The sequence below is a fragment of the Streptomyces spiroverticillatus genome (genome assembly GCA_014650415.1).
GTDB classification, from domain to species: domain Bacteria; phylum Actinomycetota; class Actinomycetes; order Streptomycetales; family Streptomycetaceae; genus Streptomyces; species Streptomyces spiroverticillatus.
Map to the genome: position 1 here is coordinate 1 of BMUX01000023.1, position 20171 is coordinate 20171.

Consider the following 20171-nt stretch of genomic DNA (forward strand, 5'->3'; position numbering starts at 1 on the left):
TCGCGCTCCTCTCGGTGGGCGCCGCCCCGCCGGAGCCCAAGGCTCCGGCGGCCTTCGTGTCGTTGCGGTCCGTCGACCCGACGATCCTCCAGGACATGCGGTACGCCACCTCCCACACCTTCATGGGCGAGCGGGTGACCGGCTACCGGCAGCCCGTCTGCCTGCTCACCCGGCCCGCCGCCGAAGCGCTGCGCACCGCACAGCGGAAGCTGTTGCGCCAAGGGCTGAGCCTCAAGGTGTACGACTGCTACCGCCCGCAGCGGGCCGTCGACCACTTCGTACGGTGGGCGAAGGACCTGGACGACACCCGGATGAAGCGGGAGTTCTATCCGCGGGTCGACAAGTCGAGGCTGTTCACGGACGGGTACATCGCCGAGAAGTCCGGGCACAGCCGGGGCAGCACGGTCGACCTGACGATCGTGAAGCTGCCCGCCCGGCCCACCCGGCCGTACGTCCCCGGCGAGAAGCTCGTGCCCTGCTTCGCCCCCCAGAAGGAGCGCTTCCGGGACAACTCCCTCGACATGGGCACCGGTTACGACTGCTTCGACACCCTCTCCCACACGGACGACCCGCGTGTCACGGGTGCGCAGAAGGCGAACCGGCAGCTGCTGAAGAAGACCCTCGCGGCGCAGGGCTTCACCAACCTCCCCGAGGAGTGGTGGCACTTCACCCACAAGCCCGAACTCTTCCCCGACACCTACTTCGACTTCCCGGTGTCGAAACGGTCCCTGAGCAAGCACTGACCATGTCAAGAGCGGACCGCCAGGACCACCCCCGTCGGCCCCGGCAGCCCGCTCACTCCTACCGGACGCCGAATTCCGGTGTCCGGTTCTCGGGATCCGCAGCAGTTTTCCGGGATCCGCAGCGGGTTCCCGGCAGTCCGCACCCGGTTCCGCGATGTTCCGGATCCGCATACGGTGCCGTCATGCAGCAGACCACCGAGCGCGTTTTCGACTCGTACGAAGAATTCTGGCCCTACTACGTGGCGATGCACTCCCGCGCCGCCACCCGCTGGGTGCACCTGACCGGCACGCTCACCGGCCTCGCCGTCTCCGCGTACGGCCTGGCGCGCGGGCGCAGGCGGTACGCGCTGGCGCTTCCGCTCATCGGGTACGGGACGGCCTGGCCCGCCCACTTCCTGATCGAGAAGAACAACCCGGCGACCTTCGGCCACCCCGCCTGGTCGCTGCGCGGCGACGCGCAGATGATCCGGATGATGCTCGCGGGGCGCGACGCGGAGCTCGCCGAGACCGCGCAGAAGTGGCTCGCCGCAAACCGTTGATGCGGCTCCCCGCCAACCGCTGCGGCACTCAACTGCCGTTGCTGTCCAGCTCCTTGACGCTCCATCACCACCGGTGAACACTTCCCGGTGTCAGTCGGCGTCGCCGCACCACCGGCCCCGGCGTGTGCGGTGCTCCGCCGCGCCGTGCCCTCCCCCACCGGCGGTCCCGACCGGCCCGGCAGCGCACACCGCACGGACCCCGGGTGGGGGAACGGGAACTCCTGCCTACGGCTCCGCGGCCACCGCCGCCGGGTACGCACCCCTGCACCCAAGGACCGGGGTCAGCCCCGGGCGACGCCGAGGAGCCGCCGTCTCATGGTCAGTTGGAGCAACTGGGAAGTCTTCCGCGGTGAGTTGATCGGCACCGCGATCCTCATCCTCTTCGGCGCGGGCGTGTGCGCCGCTGTCACGCTCAGATTCTCCAAGGCGAAGGCCTCGGGCTGGATCGTCATCGCCTTCGGCTGGGGATTCGGCGTGCTGGCCGGCGCGTACACCGCGGCCCCGCTGTCCGGCGGGCACCTGAATCCGGCGGTGACCCTCGGCATCGCCGTCGACAGCGGCAAGTGGGGCCAGGTCTGGGTGTACGTGCTCGGGCAGATGGTCGGCGCGATGGTCGGCGCCGTGCTGGCCTGGCTGGTCTACTACGCGCAGTTCGGCGCCAACAAGGACACCGCGGAGGCGACCCCGACGCTGGGGATCTTCTCCACCATCCCGGAGATCCGGAACCCGTTCGCCAACTTCATGACCGAGGCCATCGCGACGTTCGCGCTGGTCCTGCCGGTCCTGGCGTTCGGCGGCACCAAGGGCCTGGGACTTTCCGGAACGCAGACGCTGATCGTCGCCTTCCTGGTCGTCGGCATCGGTCTGTCCCTCGGCGGCCCGACGGGGTACGCCATCAACCCGGCCCGTGACCTCGGGCCCCGGCTGGTGCACTCCGTCCTGCCGATCCCGAACAAGGGCACGTCCGACTGGGGTTACGCCTGGGTGCCGATCGCGGGTCCGCTCGTCGGCGGCGCGCTGGGCGGTCTCGTCCACTACCTGGCCTTCTGAAACCGGCCCCAGCGCCTGGCCTTCTGAAACCAGCTCCAGCCATCCGATTGAGCGAGGGGACCTCATGACCGACAGCAGCGAGAAGTTCGTCGCGGCGATCGACCAGGGCACCACGTCCAGCCGCTGCATCATCTTCGACCACGACGGCGCGATCGTCGCCGTCGACCAGCGCGAGCACCGCCAGATCTTCCCCAAGCCGGGCTGGGTGGAGCACGACGCCACCGAGATCTGGTCGAAGGTCCAGGCGGTCGTCGCGGGAGCGCTCGCCAAGGCCGGGATGCGCGCCGAGCAGCTCAGCGCGCTGGGCATCACCAACCAGCGCGAGACAACGGTGCTGTGGGACCGGGCGACCGGCAAGCCCGTGCACAACGCGATCGTCTGGCAGGACACCCGCACCTCCGCCCTGTGCACCGAACTCGGCGGCACCGACGGGCAGGACAGGTTCCGCGACAAGACCGGTCTGCCGCTGGCGAGTTACTTCTCCGGTCCCAAGGCGGCCTGGCTGCTCGACAACGTACCCGGACTGCGCAATCGCGCCGAGCGGGGCGAGATAGCCTTCGGCACGATCGACTCCTGGCTGATCTGGAACCTCACCGGCGGCACCCAGGGCGGCGTCCACGTCACGGACGTCACCAACGCGGGCCGCACCATGCTGATGAACCTGGAGACCCTCCAGTGGGACGCGGAGATCCTCTCCGCGATGCGCGTCCCCGAGGCCGTACTGCCGGAGATCAGGTCGTCCGCCGAGGTGTACGGGACGGCTGTCGGCCAGCTCGCGGGCGTGCCGGTCGCCTCGGCGCTGGGCGACCAGCAGGCGGCGGTCTTCGGGCAGGCCTGCTACGACACAGGGACGGCCAAGAACACATACGGAACGGGCAGCTTCCTGCTCCTCAACACCGGCAACCGGCCCGTGCCGTCGAAGAACGGGCTGCTCACCACCATGGGCTACAAGATCGGCAGCGAGGCCCCGGTGTACTGCCTGGAGGGCTCGATCGCGATCACGGGCGCGCTGGTGCAGTGGTTCCGCGACCAGCTCGGCATCATCCGCAGCGCCGACGAGATCGAACCCCTGGCCGCGAGCGTGGAGGACAACGGCGGCGCGTACATCGTCCCGGCGTTCTCCGGCCTGTACGCGCCCTACTGGCGGGCCGACGCGCGCGGGGTGATCACCGGGCTGACCCGGTACGTCACCAAGGCGCACCTGGCGCGGGCGGTGCTGGAGGCGACGAGCTGGCAGACCCGCGAGGTCGTGGACGCGATGTACCAGGACTCGGGGGTGCGGATCACCACGCTGAAGGTCGACGGCGGGATGACCGGCAACAACCTGCTCATGCAGCATCAGGCGGACGTCCTGGACGTGCCGGTGATCAGGCCGAAGGTGTCCCAGACGACGTGTCTGGGCGCGGCCTACGCGGCCGGGCTCGCCACCGGGGTGTGGTCGGACCTGGACGAGCTGAAGGCGCACTGGCAGCGCGACGCGGAGTGGACGCCGCGCATGAAGGCGCCGGAGCGCGAGAGCGAGTACCGGAATTGGCGCAAGGCGGTGGAGCGCAGCTTCGGCTGGCAGGAGGACGGTCAGGAGTAAGCCGGGACGGACAGGAGCAACCAGCACTACGATCGACCTCGCGATGCGTTGTGTTGTACACGCCGTCGATCGACCGCATCGCGCGGGAGGGGCAACTGCCGCGGTCCGCACCCCAGTCGGCGGGGGTGCGGGCCGCTTCGCGCACTTGACACCCGTACGGTGCCGCGACCTGCGCCGCTAGGAGGTGGCGGCGGCGCGGCGGCGGCTCGCGGAGACCTCCAGGGCGTGTTCCACGACGCCGATGAGCACCTCCTTGGCGGACTCCCGGTCGCGGGCGTCGCACAGCATCACCGGCACGTCCGGGTCGAGGTCGAGGGCGGCGGCGACGTTCTCGGCAGCGTGCCGGGGTGCGCCGTCGAAGCAGTTGACGGCGACCGTGAACGGAATCTGCCGGCGCTCGAAGTAGTCGACGGCGGCGAAGCAGTCCTCCAGGCGGCGGGTGTCCGCGAGGACGACCGCGCCGAGGGCGCCCTGCGCCAGCTCGTCCCACAGGAACCAGAATCGGTCCTGGCCGGGGGTGCCGAAGAGGTACAGCACCAGGTCCTCGCGCAGGGTGATGCGGCCGAAGTCCATGGCGACGGTGGTGGTCGTCTTGGACTCGACGCCGTGGGTGTCGTCCACGGGCCGCCCCGCCTCGCTGAGGGTCTCCTCGGTGCGCAGCGGCCGGATCTCGCTGACCGCGCCGACCAGGGTGGTCTTGCCCACCCCGAATCCGCCGGCGACGAGGATCTTGAGCGTCACCGGCTCCACGGGCCGCTGCTTGCGGCTGGAACGCCCGAACACCATGTCGCTTCTTCTCTCCCGATCTCGCTGCGGCCCGGAGTGTCCAGGACCGGCCTCTCAGAGCGCCCTGAGCCCGTCGATCACTTCGCGCAGCAGGCTCTCGTCCGGCAGCTCGGCGGGTTCCACCGGCCTGGTGACGTGGACGAGCTGCTCCTCGACCAGGTCGCCGACCAGGACGCGTACGACGCCGACGGGCAGGTCGAGCGTGGCGGCCAGTTCGGCGATGGACTGCGGGCTGTCCTGGCACAGCTGCACGATCTCGACGTGCTCGGGGGCGAGCGTGTGGTCGCCGTCCGGGTCGTCGGCGGCGGGTTCCGGGATGACGATCGCGATCAGGTCGAGCCGGTGGCGGGTCGCGCTGCTGGTGCGGCCCCGGGTCATGGCGTACGGGCGTACGACGGGACCCGCGTCGGCGTCGAAGAAGTGCGCGTCCTGCTGACGTGCGCCGGGGACCGCGCGCCCGCGGGCGGCGGTCTCGCGCTCCTGGCTCCCGGGGGTGCCCGCGCTCCTGGGGCTGCCTGCGTCGTTCATCCCGGCTCCGCTCACCCGTTGACGGGCAGGCCGGTCCGGGGGGCGGTCCCCAGGTGGGCGCCGACGCGCTTGACCATGAGCGTCATCTCGTACGCGACCTGGCCGACGTCGGAGTCGGCGTCGGCGAGCACGGCGAGGCAGCTGCCGTCGCCCGCGGCGGTGACGAACAGGAAGGCGTCGTCCAGTTCCACGACGGTCTGGCGGACCCGGCCGGCCTCGAAGTGACTGCCGACGCCCTTGGCGAGGCTGTGGAAGCCGGAGGCGACGGCGGCGAGGTGCTCTCCGTCCTCCCTGGTCAGGGACTGCGAGGCGCCGGTGGGCAGGCCGTCACTGGACAGGACCAGAGCCTTGCGGATGGCCCGGACCCGGTCGACGAGGTCGTCCAGGAGCCAGTTGAGCTCGCCGGAACCCCGGCCCGAGGCGTTGTGTGCTGCGGCGTTCGGTGCGGTCATCGACCGTCTCCCTCTGCTGTCGTTCCTGGTGCCGTCTCGGCCTGGTCGGCTTGTGGTGTGCCGGGTGCCGTCCGGGCCCGCTCGGCCGGTGGGGTGTCCGTCGTCGGCACGGCCCGGTCCTGGCCGGCGTCGGCCTCGTTCTGGCGGCGGCCGCGCTGCCAGCCGCGCTGGAGGGAGGCCATCCTGCTGCGCACTTCCTCGGCGTCGCGCTCCGGCTCCGGGTCGGCGGACGGGCGGGGGGTCTCGGCGGTCCGGGACGCCTCGCCCTCCTTCTTGAGCTGCGGGGCGAGGCTGGCCTGGCGCACCCGGCGCGGGAGGGCGCCGGCGGCCGGCGTCTCCTCGGTGTCCGTGGGGGCGGCGGGCTGCCTGATGTCCGTGGGGGCGGCGGGCTGCTCGGTGCGCGGGCCGATGCGGCGGCCGTGCTCGGCCACCAGGGACGGCTTGCGGCGGGGCAGCGGCACGGGTGCGTCCGGGCGGACCGTGTCGGTGCCGTCCTGGGCGGGGTCGGCGGCCTGCTGGTGCTGGACGCGGGCGGCGTCGGCGATCCGGGGGCGGGGGGCGCCCTTGCGGCCGCCCTTGGGGAGGTCTGCGGCGGAGCGGCCGCGCGGCCGCTCCTGGCCCTTGCGGGGCTTGTCCAGGCCGCGGGCCCGGAAGATGCCGCCGCGTTCGCTCTCGGTGTCCTCCAGGTCGCCGAGGAGGCCGCCGTGCGAGGTGGTGCCGAGGGCGGGTGCGGGCTCCAGGCCCAGAGTGCCGAGCGGGGCCTCCAGCTCGACGGGGCCGTCGAGGACGGGGCGGGGCACAGGGGTGCGGCCGACGGCGGTGAGATTCTGGCGGCGGCCGGACCCGGTGGGCTCGTCGGCGCGGCCCCGGTCGGGGGCGTGTTCGACGCTGAAGCCGGCACCGTCCGTGTCGGGGGCCTCGGTGAGGAGGGTCGCCGGGATGAACACGACGGCGGTGGTGCCTCCGTACGGGGACTGCTGGAGGGAGACCCGGACGTTCTGCCGCTGGGCGAGGCGGCTGACCACGAAGAGGCCGAGCCGGTCGGTGTCGGAGAGTTCGAACTCGGGGGTCTCGGCGAGCCGGAGGTTGGCGTCGAGGAGGAGGTCGGCGGCCATGCCCAGGCCCCGGTCGTGGATCTCCAGGGTGAAGCCGTTGGCGACGCGCTCCCCGAGGACCTGCACGGCGGTGTGCGGGGGCGAGAACACCGTGGCGTTCTCCAGGAGTTCGGCGATGAGGTGGGTGAGGTCGGCGACGGCCGGGCCGCCGACGCCGATCCGCGGCAGGCGGCGTACCTCGATGCGCTCGTAGTCCTCGACCTCGGCGACGGCCGCCCGTACGACGTCCATCAGCTGCACGGGCTTGCGCCACTGGCGGGACGGGGCGGCCCCGGAGAGGATCACCAGGCCCTCGGCGTGGCGGCGCATGCGGGTGGTGAGGTGGTCGAGGCGGAAGAGGTCGGCCAGCTCGTCGGTGTCCTCGGTGCGGCGCTCCATGGTGTCCAGGAGCGTCAACTGGCGGTGCAGGAGCACCTGGTTGCGGCGGGCGAGGTTGACGAAGACCTCGGAGACTCCGCGGCGCATCTCGGCCTGGCGGACGGCGGACTCGACGGCGGCCCGCTGGAGGGTGTTGAGGGCCTGGCCGACCTGGCCCATCTCGTCCTTCTCGTAACTCAGGCGCGGCGCCTCGGTCTCGACGTCGACGGTCTCGCCGGCGGCGAGTCGGCGCATCACGGCGGGCAGGCGTACGCCGGAGGCCTCGTGGGCCTCCTTGCGGAGCCGGTTCAGGTCGCGGACGAGGGAGCGGCCGATGCGTACGGAGACGACGACGGAGACGACCAGGGCGAGGAAGCCGAGGACACCGGCCGCGCCCGCCTTGAGGAGCACGTTGAACGCGACGGGCTCGACGCGGTCCTGGTAGTTGTCGCTGGCCTCGGTGCCCCGGCGGGCGAGGCTGATCAGGACGGGCGGTGCGGAGTCGTTCCAGGTCTGGGCGCTGACGGCGGTGGGCCGCTTGGTGGCGCCCTGTTCGAGGAGTTCCTTCTCGGCGCCGCGCAGGGGGGCGGTGTCGGGGCCGTTCCACAGGGTGTCGTAGGCCTCGCGCTCGAAGGCGGGGAGCTGCTCCAGGCTGGTGTTGTAGAGGATGTCGCGGCCCGCGATCAGCCCGGTGAGGGTGCGTATCTCGTCGGCCGTGATCTGTCCGGCGGCCAGCGCGGAGGCGACGAGGGCGTCCTCGCGGGAGACGAGTTCGCGGGCCCGGGTGGCGCCGACGAGGGCGCGGCCCTGCTTGTCCATCTCGACGTCGCGCACCACGTGCAGGTTGGCGAGGAAGGTGTGGCAGGGATCGACCAACATGTTGAAGCGGTTCAGGGCTTCCTTGCGGGTGATCGTGCTGTTCTGGACCTGCCGGCGCAGCGTCGGGAGGGTGTCGAAGGCGGCGAGGACGGAGGTCAGGCGGCCGGCCGACTGCTGGTTCAACTCGCCGACGACATCGGGGTCCTTGGCGCTGCGGCGCAGGTTCGCCAGTGCGGTGTCGGTGGCCGTGCGCTTGGCGGTGAGGTCGGTGAGGGCCTCGGAGCCGCGTTCGTCGGCGAGGTAGACGAGGGTCTGGCGGCGCTCGGCCTGGAGGACCTGGACGGCGTCCTCGACGGGTGAGCCGATCTTCTCCACCACGTAGGAGACGTCGAGGAGTTCGCTGGCCTCGCGTCCGGTCAGGACGGTCGCGAAGCCCCAGAGGGCGGTCAGGGAGACGAGCGGCACCAGCAGCAACGCCACGATCTTCCGGCGGATGGACTTCCCGCGAAAGCGCATGGCCTCCCCCAGCTCAACCCCGCGCGGCGGGGTGGTGTTCCGTCTCGTCGGGCGCTCCGCGGTGGCCCGTTCCCTGCCTTTCGTCAACGCGAAGCGTCAACAAACGGCGTGAGCCTACTACTGCCCCACACGCAACTCGAAGACACGTCCGGTCGATTTTCGGCCGCGACCTTGCCGCGTGATCATGACTTGTCCTGGAATCACGGGAGTTGAATACCGTGCCTGTGGCACAGGACACCCACCGGAACGACTCGTTCCGCGCATTTGGGGATGGCCGGATGTGTTCGTTCCGTGTCCACGGTGCGGGAATCTTTCGGGCCGCATGGTCGTCCTTGTGTACGGGGAGACGAACGGAGCGGGAGCCGACTGCGTGAAACCGCACAAGCCGGGCAGTCACTCCCGAAGGCGCGTATTCCGGGCCTGAGTTGAACGGTGGGGAGTGGGTCATGAAGACGCAGGAGCGTCCGGGTCCGGCGGACAGGGGACGGGAGGGGCCGCGGCCCCTGTGGGTGGAGGAGCCCGCGGTGCGGTGGCGGCTGCCCGATCCGGTGCGTACGTCGGCGGTGCGGGCGGTGATCATAGTGGCGCTGACGCTGACTCAGGCGGTGGTGGCGTTCCTGTGCACGCTGGCGGGGTCCTGGCTGGCGTTCCCGATGGTGATGAGCACCGTGGCGAGCACGGTGGCGTCGACCTGGGGCGTGCTGGACGTGTGGATCACCCGGCAGGTGTGGAACCAGCGGATGGGCGTGGTGTCCGTGCCGAGCAGTACGGCCCGGCAGTTGCGCCGCGAGCGCCGCAGGGCGCGCCGCGCGGCGCGCAAGGACGAGCGAATACGGGACCGGGGGCACCGGGGGCACCGGCTTTCGGAAGCGTGACCCGCGGGGGCGGCGTGTCACGCCGCTCCCCCGGTGACACCCCTACTCGGCCTGCGTCTCGTCCGTCGGCGTCCGGCGGAACATCCGGGTGGCGGTGATCTCGCCGTGGATGGTCTCGCCCTCGGTGCTCTGCTGCGGCAGCCCGGGCCGCAGGTGCTCCTCGACGCTGATGTACTTCAGGCCCGCCCGGAGGTCGGCGTCGTTGCGCAGCCGGATGACCAGCGGGAACTCGGCGAGGGCGGTCGTGTCGAACAGGCCGGTCGTGTACAGGAGCTGCACGCCGAGCGCGTCCGAGACGGCTCGCTGGAGTTCCAGCAGGTACGTGGCGTTGGCGCGCCCGATCGGATTGTCGAGGAAGAGCGTGCCGGCGTGCCGGTGCTTGTCGCGGCCCCGGTCGTTGCTGCGCAGCGCGGCCATCGTGCAGTACAGCGCGATGGCGGCGGTGAGCAGCTGACCGCCGGAGAAGACGTCGCCCATCTGTCCGACCGGCACCCGCTCGGCGCGCAGCACCGCGTCCGGCTTGAGGATCTCCACCGCGATGCCCTTGGGCTCCAGGGCCGCCTGGACGCCGCGCAGCAGGAGCGACATTCCGTCGCGTCGCATGTCGGAGTTCTTCTTCACGGCGGCCCGGGTCGCCTCGTCGACGACCTCGCCGAGCCGCTCCACGAGCGTGGCCTGATCGGGCTCCTCGAAGCGGATCCGCAGGAACTCCTGCCCCGACCACTCCCCCAGCCCCTCGGGCAGCTGCGAGAGCCGCTGCGCCGAGCGCAGGGTGGCGAGCGCCGACTCGACGAGCCCGCGCAGCCGGTCCACGATGCTGTCGCGGTTGCGCTCCAGCTGCGCCAACTCGTCGGTCAGGACGCGCAGTCGGGGTGCGAAGGCCGCCTCCCAGGCGGCCGCGTGCTCGGGCAGTGAGGCTGCGGGCAGCTCCCGGATCTGCTGCCGGGCGGGGGTGCGCACCTGCTCGTACCGGGTGGCGTTGGCATGCCGTACGAGGACGTCGCTCGCCTCGCGCACCGCGGCCTCGGCGGCGGACAGGTCGCCCGCGCAGCCGCGCAGGGAGCGCCGGGCCTCGGCGGCGGAGTGGCGGGCCTCCTCCAGGGTGCCGGGGTAGGGCTCGGGGTTCTCCTGGCCCTCCTCGTCCTGGTGGTGGTCGCGGAGCAGGTCGCGCAGGAGGGCTGCCGTCTCGTCGAAGCCGCCGGCCGCGTCCTCGGCGGCGCGGTGCGCGTGCAGCAGTTCGCCGTGGGCAGCACGCGCGGTTTCCAATGCGGCGGTACGGGCGGCCAGTTGGGCGGTGGCGGTGCGCAGCAGGGTCTGCGCGTGCTCGGCGTCGGACGGTACGAGGTCCTCGGCCAGCTCGGTGTGCGACTCGCCGTCCTCGGGGGCCAGGCGTTCGGCCTCGCCGCGCAGGCGGCCGAGTTGCTCGCTGGCGGTGGACGTCCGGGTCTCCAGGGTCTGGACGAGGGATTCGGCGCGGGCGGCGGCGGCCTGGCGGGAGGGGCCGTCGGCGCCGTCGTTGCTCTCCAGGAGCTGGCCGGCCCGGTTGCGGACCTTGTTGGTGAGGCGGTTGAGCTCGGCGAGCGCGGCGCTCTCGTCGCTCTCCGCGCGCGCCTGCTCGGCGCGCAGGTCGGCGCCGACGCCGACCTTCTCGTACAGCTGGGACGCGGCCCGGTACGCCTCGCGCAGTGCGGGCAGCGCGACGCGCGGGGCGTCGGGGTCGGGCTCGGGGAGCGTCTCGGGGGCGCCCGCGATCTCGGCGCGTTCGGCGCGCAGGGTGCGGGAGGTGCGGTGGGCGTCGTCGGCGGTGCGCTGGGCAGTGCGGCGGTCCTCGTCGGCGGCCTTGGCGCGCTCCAGGAGGGCGGCGGCGCGGGCCTCCGACTCGGCGGCCTCGTCGGCGAGTTCGCGCAGCTTGGCCTGCCAGCCGGCGCGTTCGCGCAGCCGGTAGGCGAGTCCGGCCAGTGCGTCGGCGACCCGGCGGGCGCGCTGGGCGGCGTCCTGCCGTTCGTCGCGCACCCGGGCGGCGTCGGCTGCGGCCTCGTCGGCCTCGGCCCGTACCGTACGAGCCTCCGCGAGGACGGCCTCGGCGGCTTCGGCGGCCTCGCGGGCACTCTCGGCGGCCTCGGCCAGCTCGGCGAGCATGCCGGGCGGGCAGTCCTCGCGCCAGGAGCCGAGCCGGGCGGCCAGGGTGCGGTCGCCGGTCAGGCGGGCGGCGAGGGTGCGGATCTCCTCGTCGCGGGCGGCGGCCCGCTCGCGCAGCGCGTGGCGCTCCTCGTCGGCGGCGTGCTCGTCGTGCATGGCCGGGTTCGGCGGTACGAGGAAGACGGCACCCGGGTCGCCCTCACCGGACGTGGTGCCGGGTACGGGCGCCAGCAGCGCGGAGGCGGTGCCGACGGCGACGGCGGAACGCGGCAGCAGGGCCGCGCCCGCGAGGACTTCGCGCGCGCGGGCGTGCGAGGCGGGGTCGGTGATGACGACGCCGTCGACCAGCTCCGGGCGGGCGGCGAGGACGGCCGCGTGGTCGGCGGGGTCGACGGCCTGGGCGAGGTAGCGCCAGCCGGGGAGGGCCGGGATGCCGTGCTCGCCGAGGTACTCGACGGTGGCCAGGACGTCGGGGCTGGGCGGCAGCAGGCCGCCGTCGCCGAGTGCGCCGAGGATGCGGGAGTCGTCGGCGGCGGCGGTGCGCAGCTCGAAGAGCTGGCGTTCGGCGGCGGTGACGCCCCGGTCCAGGAGGGCGAGGAGTTCCTCGGCGTTGCGGTCCAGCTCCTCGACGGTGAGGGGGCCTTCCGCGGCGGGGCGGGGGGTGCGCCGGGTGCGGGTGGCCGTGGCGGTGCCGGAGTGCCGGGTGCCGTCGGCGGCGGCGGTGCGCTGGGTTCCGAGGGCGGTACGGGTGCCGGGGGCGTCGTCGGCGGGGGTGGCGTCCGGCGACGTACCGGATCCGTGTCCGTCGTCGGAGTCGTCTGAAGTGCGCTCCGTGTCGCCGCTGCGGGGCTGCGGGAAGCCGGAGGCTCCGGGCGTCGCGGGTGCGGTCGGCAGGCTGAGCAGTTCCGCGAGGCGCTCCTCGGCGGCGATGGAGGCGGCTGCCCGGTGCTCGGCCTCGTACGCGGCGGCGGCCGCCTTGGCGGCGTCGGCCGCGCGGGCGGCGGTGAGTTCGGCGCGGGTGTCCTCGGCGGCGGCCTCGCGGGCCCGGTCGGCGGTGGTACGGGCGGCCTCGCGTGCGGTGTCCCAGGCGGCGACGGCGGTCTTCTCGGCGTCGGTGGCGGCGAGGGCGGCGCGGGCCGGGTCGGCGTCGGGGGCGGTGTCGTCGAGCCATCCGGCCCGTACCGCTTCGGTGGTCTCCTGCTCGACCTCGGCCAGGCGCTGGCGCAGGTGGCCGATCTCGCTGCGGGCGCGCTGTGCCTCGGTGGCGGCGACGGTGGCGTCCCGGTGGGCGGTTTCGCCCGCCTCCTGGAGGGCGGCGGAGCGTTCCTCCTGCTCGGCGGCGACGCGCTCGCCTTCCTCGGCGGCGCTGTGCAGTGCTCGTACGAGATCGACGGCAGCGGTGGCGCGGGCGGCCAGCGCGGGGGCCGCGTCGCGCTCGGCGTCGCGGATGGCGACGGCGACGCGGGCGGAGCGGTCGGCGGCGGCGCGGTGGCGCAGCACCGCCTCGGCGGCCTGCCAGGCGGAGTGCAGGGTGCGCGCGTCGGCGAGCTCCTTGCGCTGGGCGGCGGCGCTCTTCTCGGCGGCGGCGAGCGACAACGAGGCGTGCCGGTAGGCCAGTTCGGCGGAAATCAGGGCGCTGTGACCACGGGCCGTCTCGGCCTCCGTGACGGTGTGCGCGGCGGACGCCACTTGTTGTGCGAGTTCTGCCGTACGACCGCGTTCTTCGGCGGCGCGGGCGGAGAGGCGGCGCGAGAGGGTGCGGGTGCGGCGTTCGGCACCGCTGTGGATGTCGCGGGCACGCGCACGCGTGTCGGCGGCCTCGACGATGCGGCCGAGGAGGTCCACGGAGCCTGCGGTGAAGTCGCGTTCGGCCATCAGCTCGGCGCGGCGGCCCAGCTTGTTGCCGAAGCCGTGCACCAGGTCGGCGAGGCCGTCGGTGTCGCGGGTGTCGGTGACGGCGCGCAGCAGGAGGTCGGTGAAGTCGGAGTCCTTCTTGACCGCGAAGAGGCCGGCGGCCTCGCCCTCGTCGGCGTTCATCTCGCGCTGGTAGCGGAAGAGTTCGGGGTCGAGTCCGAGCTCGGTGAGGTGCTCGTTCCAGCGGTCGTGGATCTCTTCCCAGTGGATGTCGAGGTGCGGGTACGACTTCCCGGCCTCGGTGATCGCGTCGCGGAAGCCCTTCATGGTGCGGCGGCGGCCCTGCGCGCCGGACGCGCCCTCGGCGGGGCGGCGCACGGCGGTGGACTCGGCGACGGGGAGGTTGTCCAGGCTGAGGCCCGGGCCGGGGCGGAAGGAGTACCAGGCCTCGGCGAACTTGCGCGGGTCGTTGGAGACCTGCCGCCCGCGCCACTCGCTGACCTTGCCGACGACGACGCACTCGCCGGTGAGGGTGTGCTGCCACTCCAGGGCGACGTGTCCGCAGTCGTCGGCGAGCAGGAACTTGCGGAGCACGCCGGAGCTGGCGCCGCCGAGGGTGTTGCGGTGGCCGGGGAGCATCACCGAGAAGATCAGCTTGAGCAGGACGGACTTGCCGCCGCCGTTCTCCAGGAAGAGCACGCCGGCCGGTGCGGGGCGGCGCGGCGGGCCGACCGGCTCCTCCTCGAAGAACTCCGCCTGGGTGGGCGCGGGGTTCGGCACGGGCGCGCCGACTCCGCGCAGGTCGAGGACGGTGTCGGCGTAGCGCGCTCCGGCGGGGCCGATGGAGTACAGGCGGACCCGGGACAACTCGTACATGGCGGCTCAGTCTCTTTTACGTTGCTCAGTCGTCTCGGGGACTACGCGTGGAAGGGCAGGCCCGCGTCGGCAGGCAGGTCGAGGGCGTCGGTGTCGGTGGGCGGCACGAGGGTGGCGGTGCCGTCGGTGACGGGGACGACGCCGAGTTCCAGGAGTTCGGCCATGGCGGCGTTGCCGGCCATGTCGCGGACCTGGAGCTGGTAGCGGGCGGTGGTGCGGTAGGAGCCGCCCGCGTCGTCGCCGGTGCGCTGGAGGAAGCCGGAGTCGGTGAGGAAGGCCATGGCCTTGCCGACGATGCCGGTGGTGGAACCTGCGAGGCGGCGGGCGTCCTTGGTGGCGCCGGTGGCGCTGCGGCGGGAGTAGACGCGCCAGGCGGATTCGAGGCCGGGGGTGTCGGTGGCGGGGTCGGTGTTCTCCCCGGCCTCCTCGGCGCGCTCTTCGAGGCGGCGGCAGGCCTGGCGGACGAAGGCGTCGACGCCGTTGACGGTGAGGCGGCCGATGTAGCCGTCGTCGGCGAGGTCCTCGGGGCGGGGGAAGGCCATGGCGGCCACGGCGAGGTGGGCAAGGCCGTGCAGGAAGCGGTCGGCGGACTCGGCGGAGGCACGGCGGGCGTAGTCGCCCATGCGGACGGCGAAGACGGAGTCCTCGTCGGCGGAGACGGCCATTCCGGCGCGGGTCGACACTTCGAGGACGACGAGGCCGAGGCCGGTGGCGACGGCGTCGGCGAGGCGCGCGAAGGGGGCTTCCTCGCGGTAGCGGCGCAGGAGGTCGGCGTATTCGGCGTCGCGGGCCGGGAGGAGCTTGGGCTGGAGGCCGAAGGAGACGAGGCGGGCGGCGTCGGCGGCGTCGGCGGGGGTCAGCGTGGTGGGGGCGGGAGCGGGGGGCGCCGTGTCGACGGGGTCGCTCCACGCGGGGGTGTGCTCTGCGTGGGGGTCGCTCACGGGTGGGGCTCCTTGGTCAGGGTGAGGTGTACGGGGAGGGGGCGGGGGCCCTCGGGGGTGCGGGGTGCCGGGGCGTCGGGGGCGGTGCCGGTGTGGGCCGGGGCGGGGGGTTCGGCTCCGCCGGGGGCCGCCCCCTTGCCCGCCCTCCCCCAAGCTCTCGGCTCCGCTCGAGCAGGGGGTACCCCCTTCGCCCCCGGGGGGCGGCCCCGCCGCCCAAGGGGGCTACGGGGCGCGAGGGGGCGGCGGGAAGCCAGGGTGGTCACGATGCCTCCGCGCGGCCTGTGGCCATTCCGGCGGTGTCGAGGAGGGCCGTGCCCACGATCAGGTCGGCGCCGCCGAAGTCGGGGTCGTCGAGCTGGGTGCCGTCGTCGACGGCGAAGAGCAGGCGCTCCTCGCCCTGCCGGTAGGCCGTGCCGACGGGCGGGCTGGCGGCGTGCACCGAGAGCAGGGCGACCAGGTAGGCCAGGTCGTGGCCGCCCGCGCGCCGGGCCTCGTCCAGCAGGCCGGAGAGGCGGCGGGGGGCGTCGTGCGGGAGGTCGAGCAGGACCATCGCGTCGGCGAGCTGCTCCTCGCTGAAGCGGCTGTCGTCCGGGGTGGCGATCAGGTCCGGCTCGGGCATCTCCGCACCCAGGTGCTCGCGCTCCACGGGAGGGGTGAGCAGTATGTCGACGAGGTCGCCCACGCGCACCGAGGTCGGCGTGCGCAGCCCCGCCCCGTGGGCGAAGAAGGCGTCCGTGACGCGGATGGCGCGCTCCAGGGGAAGCGGGAGCAGAGGGGCGACCAGCTGACCGTACAGATCGAGCCCGGAGTGCGCGGAGAGCGGTGCGAAGGCCTGGCGGTCCTGCTCGGCGCGGAACAGCGGCCCGGCCTCCAGCAGGCGGGACTGGAGCTGGGTGTGCCGCCGGATGCAGTCCTTGACGATGTCGACCAGCTCGGCGGCGCGGCGCTTCTGCTCGGGGTCCTCGGACTCGTCGCGGGCCTTGCGGATGTTAGTGAGGATCGCGTTCTCGTGCCGGTAGCGGTCGGCGACGTGGTCGAGGGCCTCGGCGATCATGTCGGGCACGGCGTTCAGCCAGTCGACCGCGCGGACGTTGCGCCGGGTGGCCTCCAGGGTGCGGCGGAGCGTCTCGGCGTACTGCACGGTGCGGTAGCGGGCCTGCTCGGCGGCGAGCTGGGCGTCGGCGAGGCGGCCCCGGTTGATCAGGACCTCCAGCTTGACCTCGGCGGCGATCTGGGCGCTGGTGACGTCCGTGTCGAGGGCGCCGACCAGCACGTTGACGGCTTCGTCGGTGGTGCGCAGGAAGACCCCGCCGCCGTATCCGGCGACCTCTTCGACGAGCTTGAAGTCGTAGTCGCGGCGGGTGTAGACGCCGTCGGCGGAGAAGGTGCCGTAGACGGCGCGGAAGCCGCGGTCGACGCTGCCTACGTTGACGAGGTTCTCCAGGACCCAGCGGGCGACGCGCTCGTGCTCGGACGCGGGGCGGCGGGGGGCCTGGGCGGCGACGCGGGGCAGCAGCCGGGAGACGATCTGCTCGTGGTCGGCGCCGGTGTCGAAGTCCATGTTGAGCGTGATCAGGTCGATCGCGGCGAGGGCCACCTCGGCCATCGCGTAGACCGTGTACTCGCCCGCCAGGTTGGCCTTGCGCACGTCGAGGTCGTGCAGCGGCGCGGTGCACGCGAGGGCGCGCAGTCGCCGCGCGAGCCCTTCGTCGGCGGCCGGGCCCGGGGCGGGGCGCGGCCCCGCGCTGAGCTGGGGCGGAACGAATTCCGTGGCGGTATCCGTCGAGGCAGGCGAAGTCACGTGCCACAGATTAGGTCCTCGCACTGACAACGGTCGAAACGGCCCAGATGGGACCGCCTCCGACACCTGTCCGAGCCCTGCGGGCCCCGGCCGCTGCCGGCCCGCCCCCCGGCCGCTCCGGATCCGTGCGGACCGCTCAGATCACCCAGTCGCCGCTCTCGATGCGGCGGGTGTACACCTCCACGAGATTGGCCCGCGAGTCGTCGAGGTAGCGCGCGAGGAGTTCCTCGGCGCGGGCCCTGTCGCCGAGGCCGAGCGCGCCGACGATCATGCGGTTGCGTACGAGGTAGGGCTGGTGCAGCCCGTGCGGGTCGGAGACGACGTGGAAGGCGAGGCGCAGTTCGGCCAGGACGCTGCGCATGAGTTCGTCGGTGCGGGGGCTGCCCGCGAGGGCGACCAGTTCCCGGTGGAAGTGGATGTTGGCGGTCGATACGCGCTTCCAGTCACCGGTCGCGGCGGCCCTCTCGCCCTCGGTGACGGCCGCGTCGAGGGTGTCGACGGCGTAGGGCGGCTCGCCCAGGCCCCGTACGACGGCGCACTCCACCAGGCGGCGGGTGCGGTAGATGTCCTCGACGTCCTGCACGGCGAGCACCCGGACGAAGACGCCCCGGTTGAGTTCGTGGACGAGCAGGCGCTCGTGGGTGAGCAGCCGGAACGCCTCGCGGAGGGTGTTGCGGGAGACCCCGAGCGCCTTGCCGATGCTGTCCTCGGAGAGCCGCTCCCCCGGCGGGAAGTAGCCCTCGGCGATCCGGGTGCGCAGGACGTCGGCGACGCGTTCCGCGGTGCTGGTGCGGCCCAGCAGTGGGCGGTCGTCCGCCAGGCTGTTGACTCCGGTGTCCGTCGTCACGGCAGTGCCCCCAACTCCCTTTGCCCACCGGTGTGTTCCGGCGGGTGCTCCCATCGTAGAAGACTTCGTGGGAACGAAGAATGTGCGGACAGGACTCTTGTCGGATCGTTCAACAATCCTCTACGTTGACGAAAGTGCACGGTCCCTGAAGGTGCACGGTCCCTGAACGGCTCTCCCCTCCCCTGACGAGCGAGGCGCAGATGAGTACGACACAGGCACACAAGCAGCAGGGCGAACTCCCCGAGGACAGTGGCCCGTTCGGCTGGCTCAGCGCTCTGGGGCCGAAGGGACGACGGGCCTTCGGCGGTGCGTTCGGCGGGTACGCCCTCGACTCCTACGACTTCTTCACCCTCCCCCTGGGCATGTTCGCGATCTCCGCGTACTTCGCCCTGGACCACGGGCAGACGGGCCTGCTGACCACGGTCACCCTGGTGGTGTCGGCGGTGGGCGGCGCGATCGCGGGCATCGTCGCCGACCGCGTCGGCCGGGTGCGGGCCCTGATGATCACGGTGGGCACCTACGCGGTGTTCACCGTGGCGTGCGGTTTCGCCCCCAACTACGAGACGCTGCTGCTCTTCCGGGCCCTCCAGGGGCTCGGCTTCGGCGGCGAGTGGGCGGTCGGGGCGATCCTGGTCGCCGAGTACGCCACCGCCAAGAACCGCGGGCGCACCCTGGGCGCGGTGCAGAGCGCGTGGGCGGCGGGCTGGGCCCTCGCGGTGGTCGTCTCCACGCTGGTGTTCCAGTTCCTCGACCAGGACACCGCCTGGCGGGTGCTGTTCTGGACGGGTGCGCTGCCGGCACTGCTGCTGGTGTACGTGCGCCGCAACGTCCAGGACGCCCCCGAGGCGGCGGCGCAGCGGCGCGAGAGCGCCGACAAGGGCTCCTTCGCCGCCATCTTCCGCCGGGACCTGCTGCGCACCACCCTCTTCGGCGTGCTGCTGTCGACGGGTGTGCAGGGCGGCTACTACACCCTGGCGACCTGGGTTCCGACGTACCTCAAGACGGAGCGCGGTCTGACGGTGGTCGGCACGGGCGCGTATCTGACGTTCCTGATCTCCGGCGCCTTCATCGGCTACCTGTGCGGCGGGTATCTCACCGACGTGCTCGGCCGGAAGAAGAACATCGCCCTGTTCGCGGTGCTCTCGGCGGGCTGCATCCTGGCGTACACGAACATCCCCACCGGTGCGAACGGGCTCATCCTGGTGCTCGGTTTCCCGCTGGGGTTCTGCATGTCGGCCATCTTCAGCGGCTTCGGCTCGTTCCTGAGCGAGCTGTACCCGACGGCGGTGCGCGGCACGGGCCAGGGCTTCACGTACAACACGGGCCGTGCCGTGGGCGCGTTCTTCCCCACCCTGGTCGGGTTCCTCTCGGGCAGCTGGGGTGTGGGCGGGGCGCTGGTGTTCGGCGCGGTGGGCTACGGCCTGGCCGTGATCGCCCTGCTCGGGCTGCCGGAGACGCGCGGCCGGGAGCTGGTGTGAGCGTGACGGCCGTGCGGACGGCGCGGGCGCCGCGCGAGGCCCGGGAACGATTCCGCAGGGGCCTGCGGGCCACGACGGCGGGGTGGGCGCCCGGCTTCGCGCAGGCCAACCTCCTGGCGGTGCCGGCGGACTGGGCGTACGACGTGCTGCTGTTCTGCCAGCGCAACCCGAAGCCGTGCCCGGTGCTGGACGTCACCGACGCCGGTGCGTGGACGACGCCGCTGGCGCCGGGCGCGGACCTGCGGACGGATCTGCCGGGCTACCGGGTCTGGCGGCACGGTGTGCCGGTCGAGGAGCCGACGGACGTGCTCCGGCACTGGCGCAAAAATTTGGTGTCGTTCCTGATCGGGTGCAGCTTCACCTTCGAGACGGCGCTGGTCGCGGCGGGGGTGCCGATGCGCCACGTCGAGCAGGGGCGGACCGTGCCGATGTACACGACCCGGCGGCCGTGCCGTCCGGCCGGGCGGCTGCACGGGCCGATGGTGGTGTCGATGCGCCCCGTGCCGCCGGAGCTGCTGGGTGCGGCGATCTCCGAGAGCGCGCTGCTGCCGGCCGTGCACGGCGGGCCGGTGCACTGCGGGGAGCCCGGCGGGCTGGGCATCGCGGACCTGTCGCGGCCCGACTTCGGGGACGCGGTGGAGGCCGCGCCCGGGGACATCCCGGTGTTCTGGACGTGCGGGGTGACGCTGCAGGCCGTGGTCGCGGCGTCCAGGCCCCCGTTCGCGCTGACGCACGCGCCGGGGCAGATGTTCGTCACAGACGCCCGGGACGAGCAGAACCGGGTGGCCTGAGACGAGCCGTACCGGGTGGTCGGGGTACTCCCGGTGCGCAAGGCGGGCGGTGGTCCCGGATTCCGTCCGGGACCACCGC

Annotated in this window: 15 protein-coding genes; 7 read left to right on the forward strand and 8 right to left on the reverse strand. The window is 73.0% G+C overall.

Features of this window, described 5'->3' with window-relative positions:
• From IE269_RS37470 to glpK, 4 genes are all read left to right on the forward strand, one after another.
• Nucleotides 1-743: M15 family metallopeptidase (locus IE269_RS37470; protein ID WP_189827792.1), on the forward strand; the 743-nt coding region annotated here is incomplete at its 5' end.
• A gap of 182 nt (nucleotides 744-925) precedes the next feature.
• Nucleotides 926-1282 (forward strand): Mpo1-like protein, encoded by a 357-nt coding sequence (locus IE269_RS37475; RefSeq protein WP_189827793.1) that lies wholly within the window; start codon nucleotides 926-928, stop codon nucleotides 1280-1282.
• Between the two features lie 315 nt (nucleotides 1283-1597).
• Entirely contained in the window at nucleotides 1598-2332 is a 735-nt protein-coding gene (locus IE269_RS37480) for an MIP/aquaporin family protein (protein WP_189827794.1), read from the forward strand.
• A 64-nt stretch (nucleotides 2333-2396) separates the two neighbouring features.
• Nucleotides 2397-3917: a glycerol kinase GlpK gene (gene glpK / locus IE269_RS37485; protein WP_189827795.1), complete on the forward strand. Its 1521-nt coding sequence runs from the start codon at nucleotides 2397-2399 to the stop codon at nucleotides 3915-3917.
• Nucleotides 3918-4094: 177 nt separating this feature from the next.
• Here the strand turns inward: glpK and IE269_RS37490 are convergent, their stop codons facing one another.
• Genes IE269_RS37490 through IE269_RS37505 form a run of 4 tightly spaced genes read right to left on the reverse strand, consistent with a single transcriptional unit; the run spans nucleotide 4095 to nucleotide 8490 of the window.
• Nucleotides 4095-4703 (reverse strand): GTP-binding protein, encoded by a 609-nt coding sequence (locus tag IE269_RS37490; protein WP_189827796.1) that lies wholly within the window; start codon nucleotides 4701-4703, stop codon nucleotides 4095-4097.
• Nucleotides 4704-4757: 54 nt separating this feature from the next.
• On the reverse strand, nucleotides 4758-5231 hold the full coding sequence (locus tag IE269_RS37495; protein ID WP_189827797.1) for a DUF742 domain-containing protein: 474 nt from the start codon (nucleotides 5229-5231) through the stop codon (nucleotides 4758-4760).
• A gap of 11 nt (nucleotides 5232-5242) precedes the next feature.
• Nucleotides 5243-5683 (reverse strand): roadblock/LC7 domain-containing protein, encoded by a 441-nt coding sequence (locus IE269_RS37500; RefSeq protein ID WP_189827798.1) that lies wholly within the window; start codon nucleotides 5681-5683, stop codon nucleotides 5243-5245.
• On the reverse strand, nucleotides 5680-8490 hold the full coding sequence (locus IE269_RS37505; RefSeq protein ID WP_189827799.1) for a nitrate- and nitrite sensing domain-containing protein: 2811 nt from the start codon (nucleotides 8488-8490) through the stop codon (nucleotides 5680-5682). The genes IE269_RS37500 and IE269_RS37505 overlap by 4 nt, the downstream gene beginning before the upstream one ends.
• A 446-nt stretch (nucleotides 8491-8936) precedes the next feature.
• Between IE269_RS37505 and IE269_RS37510 the strand changes: the two genes are divergently transcribed.
• On the forward strand, nucleotides 8937-9365 hold the full coding sequence (locus IE269_RS37510; protein WP_229898552.1) for a hypothetical protein: 429 nt from the start codon (nucleotides 8937-8939) through the stop codon (nucleotides 9363-9365).
• 42 nt (nucleotides 9366-9407) lie between these two features.
• Here IE269_RS37510 and IE269_RS37515 read toward each other — a convergent pair whose 3' ends face one another.
• From IE269_RS37515 to IE269_RS37530, 4 genes are all read right to left on the reverse strand, one after another.
• A complete protein-coding gene (locus IE269_RS37515) occupies nucleotides 9408-14234 on the reverse strand; it encodes a hypothetical protein (RefSeq protein WP_189827800.1) in 4827 nt (1608 codons plus the stop codon).
• Between the two features lie 41 nt (nucleotides 14235-14275).
• Nucleotides 14276-15175: a hypothetical protein gene (locus IE269_RS37520; protein ID WP_189827801.1), complete on the reverse strand. Its 900-nt coding sequence runs from the start codon at nucleotides 15173-15175 to the stop codon at nucleotides 14276-14278.
• Nucleotides 15176-15434: 259 nt separating this feature from the next.
• Complete coding sequence (locus IE269_RS37525) at nucleotides 15435-16976, reverse strand: hypothetical protein (protein WP_189827802.1); 1542 nt, start codon at nucleotides 16974-16976, stop codon at nucleotides 15435-15437.
• Between the two features lie 136 nt (nucleotides 16977-17112).
• Nucleotides 17113-17823, reverse strand: a complete 711-nt coding sequence (locus IE269_RS37530) for a GntR family transcriptional regulator (RefSeq protein WP_229898551.1) — start codon at nucleotides 17821-17823, stop codon at nucleotides 17113-17115.
• A 200-nt stretch (nucleotides 17824-18023) separates the two neighbouring features.
• On the opposite strand from IE269_RS37530, the gene IE269_RS37535 reads away from it, so the two are divergent.
• Entirely contained in the window at nucleotides 18024-19301 is a 1278-nt protein-coding gene (locus IE269_RS37535; RefSeq protein ID WP_189827804.1) for an MFS transporter, read from the forward strand.
• A complete protein-coding gene (locus IE269_RS37540) occupies nucleotides 19298-20092 on the forward strand; it encodes a putative hydro-lyase (RefSeq protein ID WP_229898550.1) in 795 nt (264 codons plus the stop codon). The genes IE269_RS37535 and IE269_RS37540 overlap by 4 nt, the downstream gene beginning before the upstream one ends.
• Nucleotides 20093-20171 lie beyond the last annotated feature (79 nt).